General features: G+C 70.3%; 18 protein-coding genes. 8 read left to right on the forward strand and 10 right to left on the reverse strand.

Translation table 11 applies throughout. The features are described from left to right. Window positions 1-145: 145 nt before the first annotated feature. A complete protein-coding gene (locus ACWCXH_RS07020) occupies window positions 146-820 on the forward strand; it encodes a response regulator (RefSeq protein WP_449800313.1) in 675 nt (224 codons plus the stop codon). Between the two features lie 1791 nt (window positions 821-2611). Continuing rightward, window positions 2612-5134 carry an ATP-binding protein gene (locus tag ACWCXH_RS07025; protein WP_449800314.1) on the forward strand — a complete coding sequence of 841 codons (2523 nt, stop codon included), beginning with the start codon at window positions 2612-2614 and terminating at the stop codon, window positions 5132-5134. A gap of 40 nt (window positions 5135-5174) precedes the next feature. Here the strand turns inward: ACWCXH_RS07025 and ACWCXH_RS07030 are convergent, their stop codons facing one another. Beyond that, a complete protein-coding gene (locus ACWCXH_RS07030) occupies window positions 5175-5969 on the reverse strand; it encodes a GNAT family N-acetyltransferase (protein ID WP_449800315.1) in 795 nt (264 codons plus the stop codon). A gap of 208 nt (window positions 5970-6177) precedes the next feature. Here ACWCXH_RS07030 and ACWCXH_RS07035 point away from each other — a divergent pair, with 208 nt between their 5' ends. The 3 genes from ACWCXH_RS07035 to ACWCXH_RS07045 all read left to right on the forward strand — a co-directional run bounded on the left by ACWCXH_RS07035 (window position 6178) and on the right by ACWCXH_RS07045 (window position 9829). Beyond that, window positions 6178-6648: a hypothetical protein gene (locus ACWCXH_RS07035; protein ID WP_449800316.1), complete on the forward strand. Its 471-nt coding sequence runs from the start codon at window positions 6178-6180 to the stop codon at window positions 6646-6648. Window positions 6649-7049: 401 nt separating this feature from the next. Beyond that, the gene (locus ACWCXH_RS07040) at window positions 7050-7868 is read left to right on the forward strand and encodes an SDR family NAD(P)-dependent oxidoreductase (protein WP_449800317.1); all 819 of its coding nucleotides are present in this window, start codon (window positions 7050-7052) and stop codon (window positions 7866-7868) included. A 509-nt stretch (window positions 7869-8377) separates the two neighbouring features. Further along, window positions 8378-9829 (forward strand): hypothetical protein, encoded by a 1452-nt coding sequence (locus ACWCXH_RS07045; RefSeq protein WP_449800318.1) that lies wholly within the window; start codon window positions 8378-8380, stop codon window positions 9827-9829. A 30-nt stretch (window positions 9830-9859) separates the two neighbouring features. Here ACWCXH_RS07045 and ACWCXH_RS07050 read toward each other — a convergent pair whose 3' ends face one another. Beyond that, window positions 9860-10063 carry a hypothetical protein gene (locus ACWCXH_RS07050; RefSeq protein ID WP_449800319.1) on the reverse strand — a complete coding sequence of 68 codons (204 nt, stop codon included), beginning with the start codon at window positions 10061-10063 and terminating at the stop codon, window positions 9860-9862. Window positions 10064-10609: 546 nt separating this feature from the next. On the opposite strand from ACWCXH_RS07050, the gene ACWCXH_RS07055 reads away from it, so the two are divergent. Next, on the forward strand, window positions 10610-11614 hold the full coding sequence (locus tag ACWCXH_RS07055) for a magnesium and cobalt transport protein CorA (protein ID WP_449800602.1): 1005 nt from the start codon (window positions 10610-10612) through the stop codon (window positions 11612-11614). A gap of 45 nt (window positions 11615-11659) precedes the next feature. Here ACWCXH_RS07055 and ACWCXH_RS07060 read toward each other — a convergent pair whose 3' ends face one another. Genes ACWCXH_RS07060 through queC form a run of 3 tightly spaced genes read right to left on the reverse strand, consistent with a single transcriptional unit; the run spans window position 11660 to window position 13832 of the window. Further along, the gene (locus ACWCXH_RS07060) at window positions 11660-12841 is read right to left on the reverse strand and encodes a KUP/HAK/KT family potassium transporter (protein WP_449800320.1); all 1182 of its coding nucleotides are present in this window, start codon (window positions 12839-12841) and stop codon (window positions 11660-11662) included. Next, the gene (locus ACWCXH_RS07065; RefSeq protein WP_449800321.1) at window positions 12778-13125 is read right to left on the reverse strand and encodes a 6-pyruvoyl trahydropterin synthase family protein; all 348 of its coding nucleotides are present in this window, start codon (window positions 13123-13125) and stop codon (window positions 12778-12780) included. The genes ACWCXH_RS07060 and ACWCXH_RS07065 overlap by 64 nt, the downstream gene beginning before the upstream one ends. Beyond that, the gene (gene queC, locus ACWCXH_RS07070; protein ID WP_449800322.1) at window positions 13122-13832 is read right to left on the reverse strand and encodes a 7-cyano-7-deazaguanine synthase QueC; all 711 of its coding nucleotides are present in this window, start codon (window positions 13830-13832) and stop codon (window positions 13122-13124) included. Before queC ends, ACWCXH_RS07065 begins: the two co-directional genes overlap by 4 nt. Window positions 13833-14429: 597 nt before the next feature. Between queC and ACWCXH_RS07075 the strand changes: the two genes are divergently transcribed. Together ACWCXH_RS07075 and ACWCXH_RS07080 are read left to right on the forward strand one after the other, a co-directional pair. Next, window positions 14430-15179: an XRE family transcriptional regulator gene (locus tag ACWCXH_RS07075; RefSeq protein ID WP_449800323.1), complete on the forward strand. Its 750-nt coding sequence runs from the start codon at window positions 14430-14432 to the stop codon at window positions 15177-15179. Then, a complete protein-coding gene (locus ACWCXH_RS07080) occupies window positions 15176-15646 on the forward strand; it encodes an NUDIX domain-containing protein (protein WP_449800324.1) in 471 nt (156 codons plus the stop codon). Before ACWCXH_RS07075 ends, ACWCXH_RS07080 begins: the two co-directional genes overlap by 4 nt. Here the strand turns inward: ACWCXH_RS07080 and ACWCXH_RS07085 are convergent, their stop codons facing one another. From ACWCXH_RS07085 to ACWCXH_RS07105, 5 genes are all read right to left on the reverse strand, one after another. Beyond that, window positions 15647-16333, reverse strand: coding sequence for an HD domain-containing protein (locus ACWCXH_RS07085; protein WP_449800603.1), 687 nt, complete (start codon window positions 16331-16333; stop codon window positions 15647-15649). Window positions 16334-16457: 124 nt separating this feature from the next. Further along, window positions 16458-17693: a serine hydrolase domain-containing protein gene (locus tag ACWCXH_RS07090; protein WP_449800604.1), complete on the reverse strand. Its 1236-nt coding sequence runs from the start codon at window positions 17691-17693 to the stop codon at window positions 16458-16460. Between the two features lie 153 nt (window positions 17694-17846). Continuing rightward, window positions 17847-18236, reverse strand: coding sequence for a DUF1048 domain-containing protein (locus ACWCXH_RS07095; RefSeq protein ID WP_449800325.1), 390 nt, complete (start codon window positions 18234-18236; stop codon window positions 17847-17849). Between the two features lie 304 nt (window positions 18237-18540). Next, window positions 18541-19029 (reverse strand): alpha/beta fold hydrolase, encoded by a 489-nt coding sequence (locus ACWCXH_RS07100; RefSeq protein WP_449800326.1) that lies wholly within the window; start codon window positions 19027-19029, stop codon window positions 18541-18543. Window positions 19030-19311: 282 nt separating this feature from the next. Beyond that, entirely contained in the window at window positions 19312-19719 is a 408-nt protein-coding gene (locus tag ACWCXH_RS07105; RefSeq protein ID WP_449800327.1) for a hypothetical protein, read from the reverse strand. Window positions 19720-19837 lie beyond the last annotated feature (118 nt).

Raw genomic sequence — 19837 nt, forward strand, 5'->3', positions numbered from 1 at the left:
TCTCACGCGGCCTCGCCGAGGCCATGGGCGGCAGCCTGGAGGTCGAGGACACCCCCGGGGGCGGCACCACCATGCTGCTCACCCTGCCCGCAGCCACCACTCGGGAGGAGCCCGGCACCGTTCGCCCGGAGCGGAGCGCGGGCCGGTGAGCAACATCCTCGTCGTCGACGACGAGCCGGCGCTGCTGCGCACCCTGCGCATCGGTCTCCAGGCCAGGCGCTACTCGGTGATCACCGCGGCCACTGGTCAGGAGGCACTGGACTGGGCCGGCCGACTGCCGCCCGACGCCGTCGTTCTGGACCTCGGCCTGCCGGACTTCGACGGGGTGGACGTGATCCACGGAATCCGCTCCACGCTGACCGTGCCGATCATCGTGTTGACCGGGCGGACCGGGATCGAGGAGAAGCTCCGGGCGTTCGACGCGGGCGCGGACGATTACGTGACCAAGCCGTTCCAGATGGGCGAGCTGCTGGCTCGGCTCCGGGCCGTTCTGCGTCGGCCCGCCGTACCGGCGCCCTCACGGGTGGTGCAGATCGGGCGGCACGTCGTTGACCTCGACGCCGGCGTGATCGCCGGTTCGGACGGTCCGGTCCGGCTGACGCCGACCGAGTGGAGGATCCTCGCCCTGATGGTGGCGAACCCGGGGCGGCTGGTGACCGGGACGCAGATCCTGACCAGTGTCTGGGGTCCGGAGGCGGCCAGTCGCAGCAACTACCTGAGGGTCTATTTCTCCAGCCTGCGCGGGAAGCTCGAACCCGATCCGGCCCGGCCGCGCCACCTGATCACCGAGCCGGGGATCGGCTACCGGTTCCAGCCGTGACCTGCGGCGCCAATACTGCGTCAAGACGACCGTCGGCGATGTCAAGGGCGCGTCAGGGCGGGCGGATGGACGTTCGGCCGCACCTAACGTGATCTGCGAGGAAGCGGTTCGCCGTCCCAGGCGTGGGGCCGGGCGGCGAACCGTTTGCCGAATCCCCGCCCCGGTTGGTTGAGCCGGGGAGCTTCGGCGGCCAGTGAAACAGAGGATGAGGGGGCGCGCGGCGCTGCCAACGGGCGGTACGGCTGTCGTGGGAAATCTGGCGCGTCGGAGACGGCGCGACGGGCGGCAGCTGCACCACTCCCCGAGTCGCGCGCCTCTCGGCACATTCCAGTACCACGGCGACTTCGCCGACTGCGAGGACCTGATCGACAAGCCGGAGTCGTACGTGCCCGGGTACAACGAGAGGCCGAGCCGTACGGCTGGACCTACGAAGGCGCCTCACTCAAGGCAGTCCGACCAATACCCCTCACCGAACTTCTACGGAGCAATGGACTCCCGCCATGACGGGCGCGGCAGACATGCGGTGCACTCACTGCGGCACGATCGGCCTTGAACAGGGCTTCATGCACACCAATGGGACCGGCCACGGGAGCGTCCCCCTGTGGATATCCGGCCTGAAGGCAGGCCGCTTCCTGCGTGAGCTCCGGAACGGGCAGCGCAGATCGGGATCGGTCATCTCGTACCGGTGCCCGGCCTGCTCGCATGTGGAGCAGTTCGTCGAACTCGACGCCGCAGACTAGGGGTTGTGCAGACCAAGGTCATGCGGTGATCTCGATCCATGGTTGGGGGAGGCGACCCTCCCGACTCCCGGACGCTGTGGGGCCAGGGCGGAGGAAGAGCATCATTGCCGTTTAGATCCCTGCCAGGAACCGGGAGTCGACCGGTGGTGCCGTGAGGCGAGCCCGTCAGTTTGCCGTCAAAGGCACATTCCGGGCCTCGCGGGGCTGGTTCCATCAAGGTCATGGACTACACCTGGTTGGCCGACCGGCTCGACGGCCGGCCGAGGGTGGTCGTGTCGACGACCAGCACCGGCACGGAGTTCCGGCGCGAATTGTGGGTCGCGTACCTGTACGGCTACCGGCCGGTGGAGCACCGGTCGGCGGTCGGGTCCGGTTCCTGGACCGTGCTGGTCCGGGACGCGGCCCCGACCGCCCGACGCCGGGCAGAATTCATGCGGAACCCCGACCTGGGACCAGAAGCGGCCTCCCCGGTCGAGTGGGCGGACGGCCGGGCCGCGGGTCGGCTGGCGCCGCCGTGGGCGCCACCAGGATGGCCGGCTTGGGCTGGGCCGGTCCCACCACCGGACGACCTGCTCCCCCAAATACCTCCTCGTGACCGAAGGGCCGGGCGCCGTACGCTCTGGCTCGCCAGTGGTGTGATCACGGCCTGGATGACCAATGCCGTGAGGTGGGCCTGGTCAGGCACGCCCGGAACGGCCGAGCTGGTGGTGTCCGGATCCCTGGGCACCCTCGTGCTCCTGGGCGGTGCGGTCGTGGCGCTGCGGTCGCGCCGACCTCGCTGGGGCAGAGAAGAGGAGCAATCGGGGCCGTAAGGGCATTCCTTCGTCAGGTCAGCCCGAAGCACTGCCGGGCACCTGATGGGAGAGTACGCCGAGAGCCCGCGGCCCATGACGGTGCCCCGGCCGACGGGCTGGTTCGGCAGCCCACCGGATCAGAGCGTCTGGGCGTCCTCGGTCGCTCGTCCGTCTGCCGCTGCGGCCGTGCGCTTCGCCTGCACCCGGAGAACATGGAGCTGCGGAGGCGTTCGGCCGGTGAGGCGGTGAGTTCGGCGGTGACGGGGAAGCTGCGGGTGTACCTGGGGGCGGCGCCGGGGGTCGGGAAGACCTACGCCATGCTGGCCGAGGGCCGCCGGCTTCGTCGCGGCGGGCTGGACGTGGTGGTCGGTCTCGTCGAGACCTACGGCCGCCGGGGGACGGAGGAGCAGCTGGCCGGCCTGCCGGTAGTCCCGCGCCGCGTCGTGTCGTACCGGGGGATCGAGCTGACCGAGCTCGACCTCGACGCCCTGCTGGCCCGCCGGCCCGCGCTCGCGCTGGTGGACGAGCTGGCGCACACGAACGTCGCGGGCAGTCGCAACCCCAAGCGCTGGCAGGACGTGCAGGATTTGCTGGATGCCGGGATCGACGTGGCGACGACGCTGAACATCCAGCACCTGGAGAGCCTGAACGACGTGGTCGAGCAGATCACCGGCATCGTCCAGCGAGAGAAGATCCCGGACGAGGTCGTCCGGGCCGCCGACCGGATCGAGTTGGTGGACCTCAGTCCCGAGGCGCTGCGCACCCGGATGGCCCAGGGCGACGTCTACGCGGCCGACCAGGTCGACGTGGCGCTGGACAACTACTTCCGGGCCGGGAACCTCGGCGCCCTGCGGGAACTGGCCCTGCTCTGGCTGGCCGACCGGGTGGAGGAGGAGCTGGCCGACTACCGGGCCCGGCACGGCATCCGGGCGCCGTGGGAGACGAAGGAGCGGATCATGGTCGCGCTGAACGGTGCGCCGCAGGGCGAGCACCTGATCCGGCGGGGCGCGCGGACGGCGACCCGGGTCCACGGCGAGCTGATCGGCGTGCACGTCCGCGCGGACGACGGGACACTTCAGCGAGAACCGCCCGCCCTGGCGGGCCAACGGGCGCTGCTGCGCGAGCTGCACGGTACCTATGTCGAGATCACCGGCGACGACGTGGCGGGGGCCCTGGTCGAGTTCGCCCGGACGGAGAGTGCGACGCAGATCCTGCTCGGGCCGACCGGCCGCTCCCGGCTGCGGGAGCTGGTCAGCGGTTCGGTGATCAACCGGGTGATCAGGCTGGCCGGCCCGATCGACGTCCGGGTGCTACCGCCGCCCGGGCCGGATCTGCTGGCGCTGCCGCGCGGCCCGCGACCGCGTCGGCCTGCCTTCGTCACCGCGCGGCGGCGCCGGTCCGGTTGGCTGCTCGGACCGCTGGGCGCGGTGGTGGTGGCGAGTGCGCTGTCGCCGCTTCGCGGATCGCTCGGGCTGTCCGGTGCGCTGCTCTGCCTGCTGCTGGTGGTGGCCGGGGTCGCCCGTCTCGGAGGGCTCGCACCGGCCGCAGCCACCACCGTGGCCTCGGCGCTGGCGGCGGACTGGTTCTTCACGACGCCCTGGCACAGCCTGATGATCGAACGGGCGGCGGATGTCGCCGTCCTGGCCGTGTTCCTGGCGGTCGCCGGGATCATCAGCCACCTCATCGACGGGCTCGCCCGCCGCTCCCAGCAGGCGGTCCGGGCCCGGGCGGAGGCGCAGGCGCTCGCTCGGCTGGCCGGGGAGTCGGTGCAGGACGGGGAACGTTCGCTGCCCGAGCTGCTGGAGGGGCTGCGACTGGCGTTCGGCCTGTTCGCGGCCGGCATCCTGGTGCGCGACGGCCAGGGATGGCGGCCGGACACGACCGCGGGCGGGCCGGTCCCGGGCCGTCCGGAGGACGCGGCGTTCGCGGCTGAGCTGGACACCGGCGCCGTCCTCGTGCTGGCCGGCCCGACGCTGAGCGAGGAGAACACCCGGCTGCTCGGCCCCTTCGTGACCCAGTTGCGCCTTGTCCGGGAGCTGCAACGGGTGACCGCGCAAGCGGCGTCGGCGCAGGAGCTCGCCCGCACCGACGCCCTGCACACCACCCTGCTGGAGGCCGTGGCCCATGATCTGCGCGAGCCGCTGGCGGGGATCAAGGCGTCGGCGTCGAGCCTGTGCTCCGACGATGTCGACTGGCCGGTGGAGGACGTCCGCCGTTTCTCGGCGATCATCGATGCCGAGGCGGACCGGTTGAACCGCATGGTCGCCAACCTGCTCGACCTGAGTCGCCTGCAGGCCGGTCGCGTGCCGGTGACCCACTGGCCGACCGACGTGGCGGACGTCCTGGTCGCCGCAGTCGGCAGCCTTCCGCACGCAGGCGCCCCGGTGGTCCTCGACCTCCCCGAGGGGCTGCCGCCGGTGGAGGCCGACGCCGGCCTGCTGGAACGGGCGCTGGCGAACGTCCTCGCCAACGCGCAGACGTGGTCACCGCCCGGCGCCCCGGTCCGGGTGGACGCGGGCGCCGTGGCGGACCGGGTGGACGTGCGGGTGGTCGACCACGGCCCCGGCATCGGCGACCGGGAACGCGAGCACCTCTTCGAGCCGTTCCACCGCAGCCGTCACGGGGCCGGCGGGCGGGTCGCCGGCGTCGGACTCGGACTGACCGTCGCCAAGGGCTTCACGGAGGCGATGGGCGGCGAGCTGACCGTCGAGAACACCCCCGGCGGCGGCACGACCTTCGTGTTCGGCCTCCGCCGCGCCGCGGCGGCGAGCCCCGGTTAGGCAGCTCGGCGCGCACCTGGGGCGAGGGGGATCGGCGCCCTCAATGGGCGAGGGCGGGGCCGGTCCAGTACACGACCTCGTCGCGGACCGGGCGGAAGCCCGCGGCCACGGCCAGGGCCCGGCTCGCCAGGTTCACCCGGGAGGCGGCCCAGGTCGGGGTCAGGCCCGCGTCGCGCGCGGCGCCGGCGGCGGCCGTCACGCAGGCGAGGGCGAGGTCCAGCCGGCGGAACGCCGGGTCGGTGGCGACGGCGATGTCCAGGTGCCGGCGGCCGACGAGGTACCCGCAGGCCACCGCCGCCAGGCAGGGGCCCAAGAACGCGCCCCAGGCGAAGCCGCCCGCGGCCAGGCCCGTGTGCCCGCCCCAGGTCCTGGCCAGCCAGTGCGGCAGGCCGGGTGTCGGCGGCCCCGGCGGCGTGGAGCGGGCGGCGAACCGCTCGAACCGCGGTGCGTCCGGAGGGGTCAACGGCCTTACCCATTGGGCGACATGAGGAGAGACGGGTCGGGGTGCCGTCTGCTGGACGTAGACCGTGCGGATCCAGGGAGTGACATGGGTGAAGGTGCGCCCGAGCAGCGGGAGAAAGCGGTCCGGCGCCGTGAACTGGCCGCGTCCGAGCGGGGCCAGGGCCGCCGGTTCGAGGTGTCGCGGGTCGCCGCGGAGCAAACGCTCGGGCCCGCTGTGCACCAGGAACACTCGGGCGGAGTCGGGCCGGTCGGCCCACCAGCCACCGTGGCCGGTGCGCTCGACGTGGGCGGCGATCGCCTCGGTGCCGGGCTCCTCGAACGGCAGCAGACTGAGAAAGGGCAGGAGGGCGGTGGTAGCGGTAGCGGCGGACACGGCACCAGTGGCTCACCGAACACCGCTCCAGTGCGCCGGATTGACGGAAGCCTGGCGCCGACCGGCCCGGCTCTGACGAATCCCTGATGTCCGGTCCGGCCGTCGGCATTCGGGTGCCTGGCGCGGCACGCCGTCAAGATTGCGTTCGGATCATGGCCGCGAGCATCAGGATCGCGTCAAGATCACGCCTTCCCCTCCCGTTTGGGTTATGAGCCAGGAGACCCGCACCGCCGGCGCCTGCCGGCCGAACCGGCACGAGTGGCCCGAGGAGCACCCGTCCGTGCAGATGTACTCCGCCCGGCCCGGCGGCCGCGCGTACTACCCGGTGCTCCGGCGGCTGTCACTCGGAACGTCCGTCGCCGCCGTGCTGGTCGCGGGGGCAGTTCTCGCAGCCGCCCTCGCCCTGGCCGCCGGGGTGCGCGCCGGGTGGTCCGCCGTGGGCGCGTATGCCGCGCTCTGCGCCCTGATGGGGATCGTCTCTCGACCGCAGGCCGCGCCGCTCACGGCCTTCTCGGCCTGGCTGTTCTTCGACGGCTTCACCGAACACCGCTACGCCGAACTCGGCTGGTCGGGCGCCGAGGCCAGTCATCTCGCCCTGTTCGCCGCCGCGGCGCTGGCTACCTCCCTGCCTGCCGCGTGGCCGCGACGACGAGTGCGGTTGACGACTCTGAAGATCTGACGAATCGTCCAGTGAGCATCAAAGTTCCGTAAGGGGGGCAGGGCGGACTTGCCCCGGACGTCCGGGCCGACTTTGATGGAGGGCATGAACCGCTCGACACGCCACCACGACCGCCCGCCGCATACGCGGCCGCAGGTCGTTGCTGTCGCGGTCCTCAACACGGTCCGGTAGCGCGGGACTTCCGCCCGCACCTCCAGGGCCCGGGCGAACTGCGCCCGTCACGGCCGGAGTTCGCTCCTCTCGCGTCACCTGCCCCAGCGCATCGCTGCGCAGCCGTCCATGGACGGATCAGGGCCGGTGAGCCTCTCATCGCAGCACACTTTCCGCACGGACGGCACCTGCCGGGCGCGGCCTCGCGCCCGGCGGCACCCCGTCCGTGCCCTGTCACCCTTGGATGGGTCATGTCCGACGCTGTTCTGTCCGCCCGCACCGCCCTCGTCACCGGCGCCTCCTCCGGCATCGGCTGGGAGACCGCCCGTCTCCTCGCCGGGTATGGTGCCACCGTCCTCGTGCATGCCCGGACGGCCGCCGAGGCCGGGGACGCCGTCGAGCGGCTGGTCGCGGCTGGCGTGCGGAGGGACCAACTCGTCGAGCTGGCCGCCGACTTCACCCACCTCGCCGAGATTGCCGTGCTGGCCGGCACGGTCGTCAAGCACTACCCGTCGCTGGACCTGCTGGTCAACAACGCCGCCGTCATGGCACCCGAGCGCTGCACCCTTACCGACGACGGCAACGAGATCTCGCTGCAGGTCAACTTCCTCGCCGCGCACCTGCTGGCCAAGCTGCTGCGCGCCCCGCTCGCGGCGGCCGGCGACGCCCGGATCGTCAACGTCTCCTCCTCGCTGCACCGCACCGCCTCGATGAACTGGTCGGACCCGCACCGGGTGAAGAAGTACTCGCGGGTCGCCGCCTATGCGCAGTCGCAGCTCGCGCTCACCATGGACACCCGCGACATGGCCCCGGCCGGATCGGGCATCACCGCCGTCAGCCTCAACCCGGGCCAGTGCGACACCGCGCTGCTCCCGCTCTACGGGCGGGTCGGCGCTCCGGCCGCCGAGGGCGCGGCGGCCGTGGTCAAGCTCTGCCTGCCGGACACGGCGTTGATCAACGGTGAGTACTACGAGGGCGGCGACCTCGCCCCGACCGCCGCGATCGCGCAGGAGGAGCGATCGCAGCGTCGCCTCGCCAAGCTCGCCGACCAGCTGGTCGCCCAGGCCTGACCCGTACCTGACCGTACCGAGGAGAACGCACACGATGTCCAAGCGCGCCCGCAAGAAGAAGGCCCGCCGGAAGAAGAAGGCGAATCACGGCCGCAAGGCCGGGCAGAGCTGACCCCGTGATCTCACCCGGTGCCGCGTGCCACCGGCACCGGGTGATCCCCACCGGCCCCTGGTGGCCTCGTCCGGACTGTGGCGGACGACGGACTCCAGGGGCCGCCAATGCTTCGTCAAGATGGCCGTCGTCCGCGTCAAGGACGCGTCAGTGCAGGCGGACGGGTGTTCGGTCGCACCTAGTGTGAGCTGCGAGGAAACGGTTCACTGCCCGGGCGTGGGGCCTGGCGGCGGACCGTCTGCCGAACTCCGATCCCCGGCGGGCTCCGCCGGGGACGGTTCGGCGGCCAGTGTGAAAAACAGGGGGAGGGCGCGCGGCGATGCCAACGGGAACGTCGAGCGGTACGGCAGTCGTGGAGAACACGGTCGCGTCGGAGACGGCTCGACCGGAGACGGCCGTGCCACTCCCCACGCCGCGTGCCCCCCATCACCGGCTCGGCCGCTCCTGGCGCAGCCGGGCCTGGTGGAACACCCCGCGCCTGGTGCGCGGGCTGACCGGACTCAGCCTGGTGGCGCTGCTCGCCGCCGGCACGGCGACCGCCACCGTCCTGGGCGGCGCCCGCGACGGCACGGACGTGATCGGCCACCAGGCCGCCCCGCAGGTCGTGCGCTCGGCTGACCTGTACTTCGCGCTCAACGACATGGATGCCCAGGCGGCGAACCTGTTGTTGTTCGGCGCCGATCCGGACTACACGGTGCTGCGCAAGGAGACCCTCGACACCTATGAGCAGCGCCGCACCCAGGCCGACACCGACCTCCAGCGTGTCACGGAGGCAGTGGCCGGCGACGCGGCCGGGCAGCGGGCCGTGCAGACCGTCATCGGCGAACTCGGCCGCTACGAGGCTCTGGTTGCTCGCGCCCAGCTGCTGGAGGAGCAGGCCCACGCCCCAGCCGGCCGCCCGTCCGCAGACGCCCTCGCGGCCTACCGGCAGGCGACCGACCTGCTGCGCCAGCAGTTGCTGCCGGCCGTCGACGAGGTGACCAAGGCGAATGCGGCCGTCGTGGAACGCAGCTACGCGGACCAGCGCGGAGCCCTGGCCGGCGGCTGGTGGTGGATCCTGCTCTCCGGCCTGGTCGCCCTGGTCGCGCTCGGGCTGCTGCAGCGGCTGCTCGCGATGCGTTTCCGGCGGCTGGTGAACGTTCCGCTGGCCATCACCACGCTGCTCACCGTCGTGGGCTTGGTCACCGCGTTGTCGCTGGCTTCGCGCGCGGACGACCAGTTGGTGGTCGCGAAGAGCAACTCCTTCGACTCGGTGATCGCCCTCAGCCGGGCGCGTGCGGTGGCGTACGACCTCAACGCCGACGAGAGCCGTTACCTGACCGACCCGTCCCGGGCGGCGGCCTACGAGCAGAGCTTCCTCGACAAGACCCAGTCCTTCGCCAGGGTCGACGGCGCCACCCTCGCCACGTACAGCGCCAACCTTGCCGCGCTGGCCGACCAGCACCGGGCCGACCACGGCCGGGTCGGGTTCGGCGGGTTTCTCGGCGACGAACTGCGCAACATCACCTTCCCCGGCGAGCAGGACGCGGCGGAACGGGTGCTGGCCGCCTTCCAGCAGTACCAGCGCGACGACCGGAAGATCCGAGAGCTGAACGCCGAGGGCAAGCTCAAGGAGGCCGTCACCTACAACACCGGTCTCACCCCCGGCCAGTCGAACGCCGACTTCGGCGTCCTCAGCGCCGCCCTCGACGACAACCAGGCGATCAACCAGCGGGCCTTCGAGGCCGCCGTCGCCACCACCGACGACGATCTCGACACCACCACCGCCGGCCTCGGCGTGGCGGCCCTGGCGGTGGCACTCGCCCTGACCGCGCTGGGAACGCGGCCGCGCCTGCGCGAGTTCGCCTGACCGCGGAGGCCGGGCTCGGGCGCAGGACGCTCAGCTGCGGCGTCGCACCGGGACGAACGCGGTGAGGGCTGCACACACGGTCGAGCCGAACAGCATGCCGACCCACGGCACTCCGCCGCCGGTGCGGTGCGTCACCAGCGTGCAGACGAAGTAGCCGATTCCACCGCCGACGAAGAAGAAGACGAAGGCGCGAAGCGCGCGCTGCCACCTGCGGCGGGCTGTTCCTGAGATCACGGTAGGGATTATGCACACGAGGCGGCGGAGGCGGACGCGGCCTCCGGCACGAATCCCACCCGGTCTCGTACGACGGGAGTCTGCCGGTCGGCGCTCAGGTGCCTGTGCAGTACGTCGAGTCCGAGGACACCTACCGGATCGGCGTCGCCTACACCGGTGGCCGGGCCCTCGGCATCTCCGCCGGGCTGTTCGCCGTGGTCGCCGGCCCGGTCGGCGTCGCGCAGGCCGTCGAGTTGGCCGCGCCCCGGCGGGCTGCGCTGACGCGAACGCAGCCTGCTGCGAGCGCTGTGGCGGGAGGCCGTGGGCCTGTTCAAGGGCCTTGCCGCTCTGGCGGTGGCCTCCGGTCTGATCAGCCTGGTGGCCTATCTGGTGACCGGTTGATCTGGAACCGGTGCTTGGGAGGGAGCGGACGGCGGCATCGCGCCCAGTGCGCCGGTGTCGCCCGGGCAGGGGCAGGACGTGAGCCGGTAGGTGGGGTACGGCCGCCCGGGGCGCAGCCGGTAGGTTGGCGGGTCGTCGGCGGTGGTTTCCGGAGGGCGGTGGGTGATGGTCACGCGAGCGGTGGTGGACTGCGCGCTGTACGAGGACGGGCGGCGGCTGCCCGGGGAGGTCGAGCTTTCGGACGTGCTGGAGCGGATCGGCGAGAAGGACGGCCGGTTCGTGTGGATCGGCCTGTTCGAGCCGTCGGCGGAGCAGTTCTCCGAGATCGCGGCGGCGTTCGAGTTGCACCCGCTCGCGGTGGAGGACGCGGTGCGGGCGCATCAGCGGCCGAAGCTGGAGCGGTACGGGGACACCCTGTTCCTGGTGCTGAAGACGATCACCTACGTCGAGCACGAGAAGGTGACGGCGACCAGTGAGATCGTGGACACCGGGGAGATCATGGTGTTCGTGGGGCCGGGGTTCGCGATCGTGGTGCGGCACGGGAGCGCTCGGGCGCTGACGGGGGTGCGGCGGGACCTGGAGGCCGCACCGGAGCTCCTGGCGCTGGGGCCGGCGGCCGTTCTGCACGCGGTGGCGGACCACGTGGTGGACGGGTACCTGGAGGCGGCGGACTCCTTCGAGCGGGACGTGGAGGAGCTGGAGGCCGCGGTGTTCTCGCAGGAGCGGACCGACGACTCGGCGCGGATCTACCAGCTCAAGCGCGAGCTGCTGGAGTTCAAGCGGGCGGTCGCGCCGCTGACGCTCCCGCTGCAACGGCTGTCGGACGGCTCGCTGCCGGAGGTGCCGGCCGCGATAGCCGCCTACCTCCGGGACGCCGCGGACCACCACGCGCAGGCGAAGGAGCGGATCCTGGCCTTCGACGAGCTGGTCTCCAGCATCCTGGACGCCAGCATCGCGCGGTTGTCGATGCAGCAGAACACCGACATGCGCCGGATCAGTGCCTGGGCGGCTCTGGCGGCCGTGCCGACCATGACAGCGGGTGTGTACGGCATGAACTTCGACTACATGCCGGAGCTGCACTGGACGTTCGGCTATCCGGCGGTGCTGGTGCTCACCGCGACGGTCTGCGTGTTCATCTTCCGGGCGTTCCGCCGCAACGACTGGCTGTGACCAGGACCGGCCGGGTCGAAACGTGACCGTCTGCGGCCGGTGCGCCTACACCTCGATGTGCGAGCCCATGATGACGGTGCGCTCGCGGGGGAGGCCGAAGTACTCGGCGGCGTCGGCGGTGATGTAGGAGGTGGCGATGAACAGGTGCTTGCGCCAGGGCGCCATCGTCGGTTCCTTCCCGCGCCTCAGTTCGATCTTCGACAGGAAGTACGACGTCTGGTCCAGCTGCAGCCCGCCCTCGGCTTCGGCCGGATCGAGCATCGCCAGCGTGGCGGGCACGTCCGGCGTCTCCATGTAGCCGAACCGGGCGGTGACGTGGACGATCCCGTCCTCGGCGTAGCCGAGGTCGTCGACGGTGATCCGCTGATCGGCCGGGACGCGCGGCACGGTCTCGGTCTCGATGGACAGGATCACGACGTGGTCGTGCCGTACGTGGTTGTGTTCGACGTTGGCCCGCAGGGCCAGCGGCGCGGTTTGCTTGCCCCGGTTGAGGAAGACGGCTGTGCCCGGGACCTGCAGTGTCGGCACCTTGCCGCTGCGCAGGTCCTCGATGAAAGCACGCAGCGGGCCTTCGTGCCGTGCCCGCTCGGCGGTGACGATCGCGCGGCCGCGCTGCCAGGTCGTCATGACGGTGAAGGCGGTGATGCCGATCAGCAGGGGGAGCCATGCGCCGTGGAGGAGCTTGGTGGCGTTGGCGGCGACGAACAGCAGGTCGATGGTGAGCAGCAGTGTCGCGCCGGTTGCGACGAGCCACATCGGTGTGCCCCAACGTGCCCGTGCGACGTAGAAGAACAGCAGGGTGGTGATGGTGATGGTGCCGGTGACCGCCATGCCGAAGGCGAAGGCGAGAGCCGCGGAGCTGCGGAAGGCGAAGACCAGGGTGAGGACCGAGGCCATCAGCAGCCAGTTGATCCAGGGAACGTAGATCTGGCCCATGGTCGACTCGGAGGTGTACGCGATCCGCAGCCTCGGCAGGTAGCCGAGCTGGGCGGCCTGGGAGGCGACCGAGTAGGCGCCGGTGATCACCGCCTGCGAGGCGATCACGGTCGCGGCGGTGGCCAGCACGACCATCGGCAACCGTGCCCAGCCCGGCGCGAGCAGGAAGAACGGCCCGCTGATGGTGTGCGGGGCCCCGAGGATCAGCGCGCCCTGGCCGAGGTAGCTCAGCACGCAGGCCGGGAACACCAGGAACAGCCAGCCCCGGGTGATCGGGCGGCGGCCAGCCACGCAGCGAGGTTCTCCGACGTCGGCGCGACCGGCAGGACGTCGTTCAGCACCTGGTGGTCGAGCGTGCCGTCGATCATCTTCTTCACCGGGGCGAGGTCGCTGAAGTCGGTGACGAAGCCCGGCTCCACCAACCGGTCGGCGGTGAGCATGAAAGCTACCTCGTAGGAGTGGCCGTGCATCCGGGCGCACTGATGCCCCTCCGGCAGCCCGGGCAGGAAGTGGGCCGCTTCGAACCGGAACGCTTTTCTGATTTGGTGCCGGCCGGACACGACGGCGCCGTTCATCGGACAGCCCCCGAGGACGTGGTGGCGTACACGGTCGGGTCGTCGACGCCGGCCAGCTCGAACGCCTCGATCCGCTCGGTGCACGTCCCACACGTCCCGCAGTGCAGCGCGCCGCCGCGGTAGCACGACCAGGTGTCCGCGAACGGCACCCCGACCTGCTCGCCGACCCTGACGATTTCGGCCTTCGACTGATCGATGAACGGCGCCAGCAACCGGAAGTCCTCTGCGACGAACCCCTCGTTGCCGACCCGGGCCAACACGGCGAACAGGTCGAAGAACTCGGCTCGGCAGTCCGGGTAGACGGCGTGGTCGCCGGCGTGGGCGCCGAACGCCACCGCGTCCGCCCCGGCGGCGACCGCTGCGGCCACGGCGATCGAGAGCATGACCGCGTTCCGGTTCGGCACCACCGTGCTGCGCATGCTCTCGGCGGTGTAGTGGCCGTCCGGCACCTCGAATGCCGAGTCCGTCAGCGCCGAGCCCGACAGCAGGCGGCCGAGCCCGCTCAGGTCCACCAGCTCGTGACGGGCCCCGAGACGGTCGGCGATTAGCACCGCGAAGTCGAGCTCCTTCCGGTGCCGCTGCCCGTAGTCGAAGGAGAGCAGCGTGAGCCTGCTGCCGCTGCTGGCAAGCCAGTAGGCGACGGTGGAGCTGTCCAGCCCACCAGAGGCGATCATCACCGCGTGGCGCGGGGGCGCGTGTTCAGTCATCTCCATACATCTTTCTCGTAGTCCTCCAGCACGGAGGGCGGAGTGAGTTCGGGCGGCATGGCCAGGGGGTCAGCCGAATTTCTCGAACGGCTGACAGATCTGACCTGGCGCGAAGATGCTTACGGGCGTGGTTACTTGGCTACACGGTCGTTCGGGCGAACGAGGTGTCGGGGGCGCTCGGGGCGAGGACCACCGGTGGGTTCCTCGGGCCTGTCCAACTGGTGGTCGACGAGCAGGCCCAACAACATCAGGCCCAGGAGGTTCCCGGCCAGCCAGCCCGCTTCGAGAGCGGCTTCCAAGCGGTTGGAGGCCCGCGCTCGCCGATGCTGCGAACCATTGCCCGAATACAGGCCGCTGATCTCCTCGCAAGCTTCGCGCCGTGCGACGGCGGTGCCACTGAGAGAGGGCGAGTTCATGGCCAGTCTCCGCAGATGCGCAGGTGAGTTCCGCTCATCCGGTAGAGCCGGGTGAGCGGATGGAAGCTCAGAATGCCTTTCAGAAAGGGGACATGATCAGGTCTGAGCTGGACGTCTCGGGACGTCCTCTGTATCGTCCTGAGGCCTCAGTACGTCCCAAGACGTCCCACTCGGGAGCGCAATGGCGAACGAACGTCTCCGATCGGCTCTCGTCATCCGAGGCGTTACGGAGAAGGAGCTGGCGGCGCACTGCGGCGTGGACGCCAAGACGGTGGAGCGCTGGATCCTCAAGAACCGTGAACCGTACCGGCGTCATCGGCAGGCGGCAGCGGCCAAGCTGCAGATCGACGAGGACTACCTCTGGCCGGGCGCGAAGTCCGAGACGCAACGCCTTGACGAGGCCGACGCCGAGATCGTCCACCTCTACCCGCACCGCTCCTCCGTGCCGCCGGAGCTGTGGCTCCAGTTCGCCGAGCGTGCCACAGCCGAGATCGGTGTCCTTGTCCATGCCGGCGTCCATCTTGCGGAGAACCCGCGGTGGCACCGCACGCTCGTCGAACGGGCGCGAGCGGGGGTTCGCGTTCGTCTGTTGCTGGGCGACCCGGACAGTACCGAGATCGCCCGCCGAGGCGAGGAAGAGGAGATCGGCGAGGGCGTCGCGTACAAGGTGCGCCAGGTCATGAAGCTCTACCGCCCGCTCTACGGTACGCCCGGCATCGAGTTCCGGTCCCATCGCTCTACGCTGCACAACTCCCTGTACAGGTTCGACGACGAGATGCTCGTCAACACCCAGATCTATGGCGTGAGCGCCCCGTTGACCCCGGTGCTCCACCTGAGGCGCGTCGCCGGCGCCCAGCTCGCCTTGACCTACCAGCGCAGCTTCGAAAAGGTCTGGGCGAGTGCTGTTCCCCTACCGAGGCAGGCATCGTGAGCCGTACCGACTACTTCGACGACCCGAGTGCCCCGAAGGCCCAGCGCATCGTCCCCGCCGTCACCGCCTTCGTGGTGAACGATCGCGGCGAGCTGCTTCTTGAAAGGCGCTCCGACAACGGCCGGTGGGGGATGCCGGGCGGAGTCCTGGAGATCGGTGAGAACCTCCCGAGTGCCGTCGTTCGCGAGGTACTTGAGGAGACGGGCATCGAGGTCGAGGTCACCGGCCTCGTCGGCACCTACAGCGACCCTGGGCACGTGATCGAGTTCTCGGACGGGGAGGTCCGTCAGGAGTTCTCGCTGTGCTTCCGGGCGAGGCGGGTTGGCGGCGAACTGAGCGCCAGCTCCGAGTCCTTCGAGGTTCGGTGGGTACCGAGTGAGGAGTTGGAGGCGCTGGACATCGCCCCGACGACCAGGCTTCGCCTTGCCCACGGTTTCCGGGAGGAAGAGGCCCCCTACCTTGGCTGATCAGGCACGGCCGGCTTCGGCGAGTCGCTTGGCCACGCGGTCGACCATGGCCAGGAGGGCGGGCTGGGCCGCGGACACCGCGCGGTGGACGACGTGGTCCGCGTCGTACCGCCGGAGCACTTCGTCGAGCCTGGACACGGGTTCGACGACGGTGCCGTCGGGGCCGCTGGTGAGGTCGCAGTAGGTGATCGCGTCCAGGAGCTCCAACGGCGGCCGGCGAAAGGCCGCCAGCTCGGCCGACAAGCCCAGTTCGGCCGCTTCCCATTCCGACGAGGAGTGGTAGGCGACGAGCGAGCAGACCCTCGGATCGACACCGAGACGGCTCAGATAGCGTGCACCGTCAATCATGTGCTGGCCCGAGCCGACGACGGAGGCGGCATAGCCGAGGTCGTGGAGGACCGCGGCGACGGCGACCAACTCGGCATCCGCGCCGAGCACCGGAGCGAGAAGCCGGGCTTGCTCAAGGACGCGGCAGGAATGCGCCCAACGTGAGGGAATGCCAGCGAGCAGCGATTCGGTCCGGTACGTGAGGCTCAGTTGGTGTCCACGCCGCCGACCACCGCTATCTGCTCTGCCATGCTTGGTCCTGCTGTCCTGCCGTACGACGCGTGAGGGATGGCACGCGCCGGTCGGGCGGCAGGACACGACAGTGATGGGACCTTTGGCCGGGCTCCTATGAAGTGACATACGCCCGTCCGGCCGCGTGTAGAGCGGCACCGCGCGGACGGCCGACGATTCCAGCTAAGGACAGCTGGGGTGTCAGTCAGTCGGCGGGTCGGACCCCCGAGCGGTGCCATCTACATCCTCGCAGTTAGTCGTCGATGGCCTGGTAGAGGGTGGTCCAGAAGTCCTGCATGGCACGCGCCGAGTCCGGGGTGGTCATCCCGGTCTGGGTGAGCAGGATGCCGACGAGCTGGTTCTCCGGGTCGGCGTAGGTCGTGGTGCCGGCGCCGCCGTCCCAGCCGAACTGGCCGATGGGCGCGTAGTCACCTCGATAGGTGCGCACCGTCATCCCGAAGCCCCAGCCGCCGGTCTGCCCCTGACCGTACGACAGATGGACGACGCTGCGCGCCCAGGCCTGGATGGCGGCCGTCTGCTCGGACGTGAGGCGGTTGGTGGTCATCAGCTCGACGGCCGGCCGGGACAGGATCCGCTCGGTGCCGTGCATCCCGTGGTTGAGCAGCATCCGGAAGTAGGCGTGGTAGTCGTCGACGGTCGAGTCGAGTCCGCCGCCGCCCGACTGGAACGCCGGAGGCTTGCTGTGGCGTCCCCCTTCGGCCGGGTCCTCCACGGTGAACTCTCCGGTCTGCGGATCGGGGGAGTACAGGGGCGGCAGTCGGTCGATCTTGTCGGCGGGCACGTGGAAGCCGGTGTCCTTCATCCCCAGCGGATCGAAGATGCGCTCGCGCAGGAAGGTCTCGAACGACTGGCCGGTGACCCTGGCCACCAGCACCCCGAGCACGTCGTCGCTGACGTTGTACAGCCACCTCTCTCCGGGCTGGTGCATCAGCGGGAGCGTGCCCAGGCGGCGCATCCACTCATCCGGCTCCACGGCCGGTAGCATCCATCCGTTCTCGCCGTAGACCTTCTGCTCGAAGTAGGCGCTCATCATCGGGGAGCCCATCGCCGTGGTGTCCAGCCCGAGGCCGCAGGTGGAGGTGAGCAGGTCGCGCACGGTGATCGGACGCCGGGCCGGGACGGTGTCGTCCAGCGGGCTGTCGGGCGCCTTGAGCACCCGTCGGTCGGCCAGTTCGGGCAGCCACGGGTCTATCGGGTCGTCAAGTCGCAGCCGGCACTCGTCGAGCAGGACCATGGTCGCGGCGACCGCGACCGGTTTGGTCGTCGAGGCCATCCGGAAGATGGTGTCCCGGCGCATCGGCGCGCCGCCGTCATGGCGCATCGTCCCGATCGCCTCGACGTGGGTCTCCCCGCCCCAGCCGACCAGGGCGACGAGTCCGGGGATCTTCCCGGACTCCACATGCGCTTCCAGTACCTCGCGCAGTCGGCGCAGTCCTGCTTCGGACAAGCCGTTGTTGCCGTTTCCCATCATGAATCTCCTTGCACGCAGTGGTCGGTCTCGACGGTGCCGCGGGCATGCGGCGAGCGGCGGCCGGCAGGGCATGGCCCCGGCAGCCGTGTGGTGCAGACAGGTGATGAAAGTGGTGCTCGGACCCCGAGGGGCCGATGTGCTGAGGCGCGATCAGACCGTCTGGTCTTCTGCTCCGGTCTCGCTGCCGGCGGTGCGCTCGATGTCGTCCGTCAGCCGCTTCCGGGCGCGGGCGGAAACGCAGCCGCCCCCGGTGTAGTTCCGGGCGAACGCCTCGGCGAACTCCACCGGGTCCTGCCCGACGACCTCGCGGATCGGCGTTCCGTCCGCCGCGGCGTGTTCGGAGAGGTCGACGAGGTCTTCGAACATCGACGCGTTGCTCTCGCCGCCGGTCGGCACGAAGTGCATCAGATACCGCTCGATCGCCTCGACCGCCGTGCGGTGGTTTCCGGGAAACTCCTTGACCTGCGCCTTGTACGCCCTCCAGCGCTTCTTGGGTCCGATCGCCTTCGGCAGGATGCCGTTGTTCTCGACGTCGGACATCGTTGCTTTCCCCCTTCGCGGAGCTGATCCGGTCGTTCCGTGGAGGAAGCTCCACGTCCTCCAGAACCCTTCGAGGTACTCCCGAGCCACGTCACTCATCAGGTTCTAAATCCATGGTGGGGAGTTACACCGAAGGCCTCGCGTGGTTGTCGTCAGCCGCGATGGTTATGTCTTCAGCGCCCCTTACGGTCGAGGGCGGCGACCTCGCGCACGGCCGCAGCAACGGCGCGGAAGTCCTTTTTCAGGATCGAAGCGTGGTTGCTGGCGACCTTCGCGTGGATTTCGATGTTCGGGTTGCGGGCGGCTACTGCGGGGAGGGTGGCGCGGTGCCGTTCGTGCTCATCACCTTGCTTCCGAAGGACTTCCCCGAGGCGATCACGTACCGGGTCGGGACGGTGATGTTGTCCAGCACGGGACCCAGGTTGCGCGCGCGGGCGATCACGCCGACCTCAATGTTGCTGTTCGCGATCTGTTCGGCGGTCATCCGCGGGGTCAGGCCCGTCGGGCGCAGCAGCACCATGAACGGGCTCAGGCGCCGAAACAGCTTCCGGATCCGCTGCTCCATGGCCTCGTCCAGCCAGTCGTCCGGTTGCGCGCCCTCCACCAGGGCCGCGCCCACGGTACGGCCGGGATTGCGGCTGGCCCAATGCGCCGCGAGGAAGGCTCCGTAGGACCGGCCCACCACCAGTGCCCGGTCCACCCCCGTGGCCGCGAGAACGGCATCGACATCCCTCAGGTGTGTCTCGAACGAGTTGGAGTCCGCCGAGCGCTTCGACTTGCCGCGGGCCCGCATGTCGTAGGTGATGTGCCGCCACCCCGGCCTCAGTTCGGTGAGGACCCGCCGTCAGTACCCCTGAGTGGCGACGTGGCCGTTGAGGTAGATCACGGGGATTCCGGGACCACCGGTGTTCGGTGACGGCCAGGGCCGTGTCGTCGACCGGCACCATGCCGGTCCACTTCGAAGTGGTCGAGGACGTGCTGTTCTTCGTCATGTGTTCACTCATTGCGTTGGGCGTCTTGGGCGACTGCTCTCGATCGCCGCGGGCTGGCCGGATGGTTCCCGGGCCCCGTCCCGTCAGGCGCCGTCCAGGGCCTCGATTATCTTGCGGGTCATCTCGGCCAGGACAGGGCCGGGCTCGCCCTTGCGGGCTCGGATGGCGGCTTCGATGGCGACGACGACGGTGCTGCGGAAGTCGTCGGCCTCTGCCGGGTCCTGCTTCTTGAGCAGACTCATCGCCTCCGTCAAGGCCGGCAGCACCTGGTCGGCGATTGCGGCCACGGACTTGCTGTTCAGCTTCGCGCCCTGCGACTTCTCGGCGAGCACGTGCCCGACCAGACCGGTCGCGGAGGACAGGGCGATGGAGCCGTCGGTGGCGATCTTGTGGGGCGAGCCAGAGGCGTCAGCGGCGGCCAACAGCGAGACGGCGCCGTACGCGGCGGTCCGCACGGTGAGCTTGTCCTGGTCGGAAAGGGTGATGGACACGGTCGTGTACTCCTTCTGCGGCGCCGTCGGCATCCGCAACGTTCGGGATTCGCTGAACAAGTGCGACGCTACATTGCGTTCAGTGTTCGGTCAACACGAAAGATGATGCAACTAACCC

This window comes from Kitasatospora sp. NPDC001660 (genome assembly GCF_053596725.1).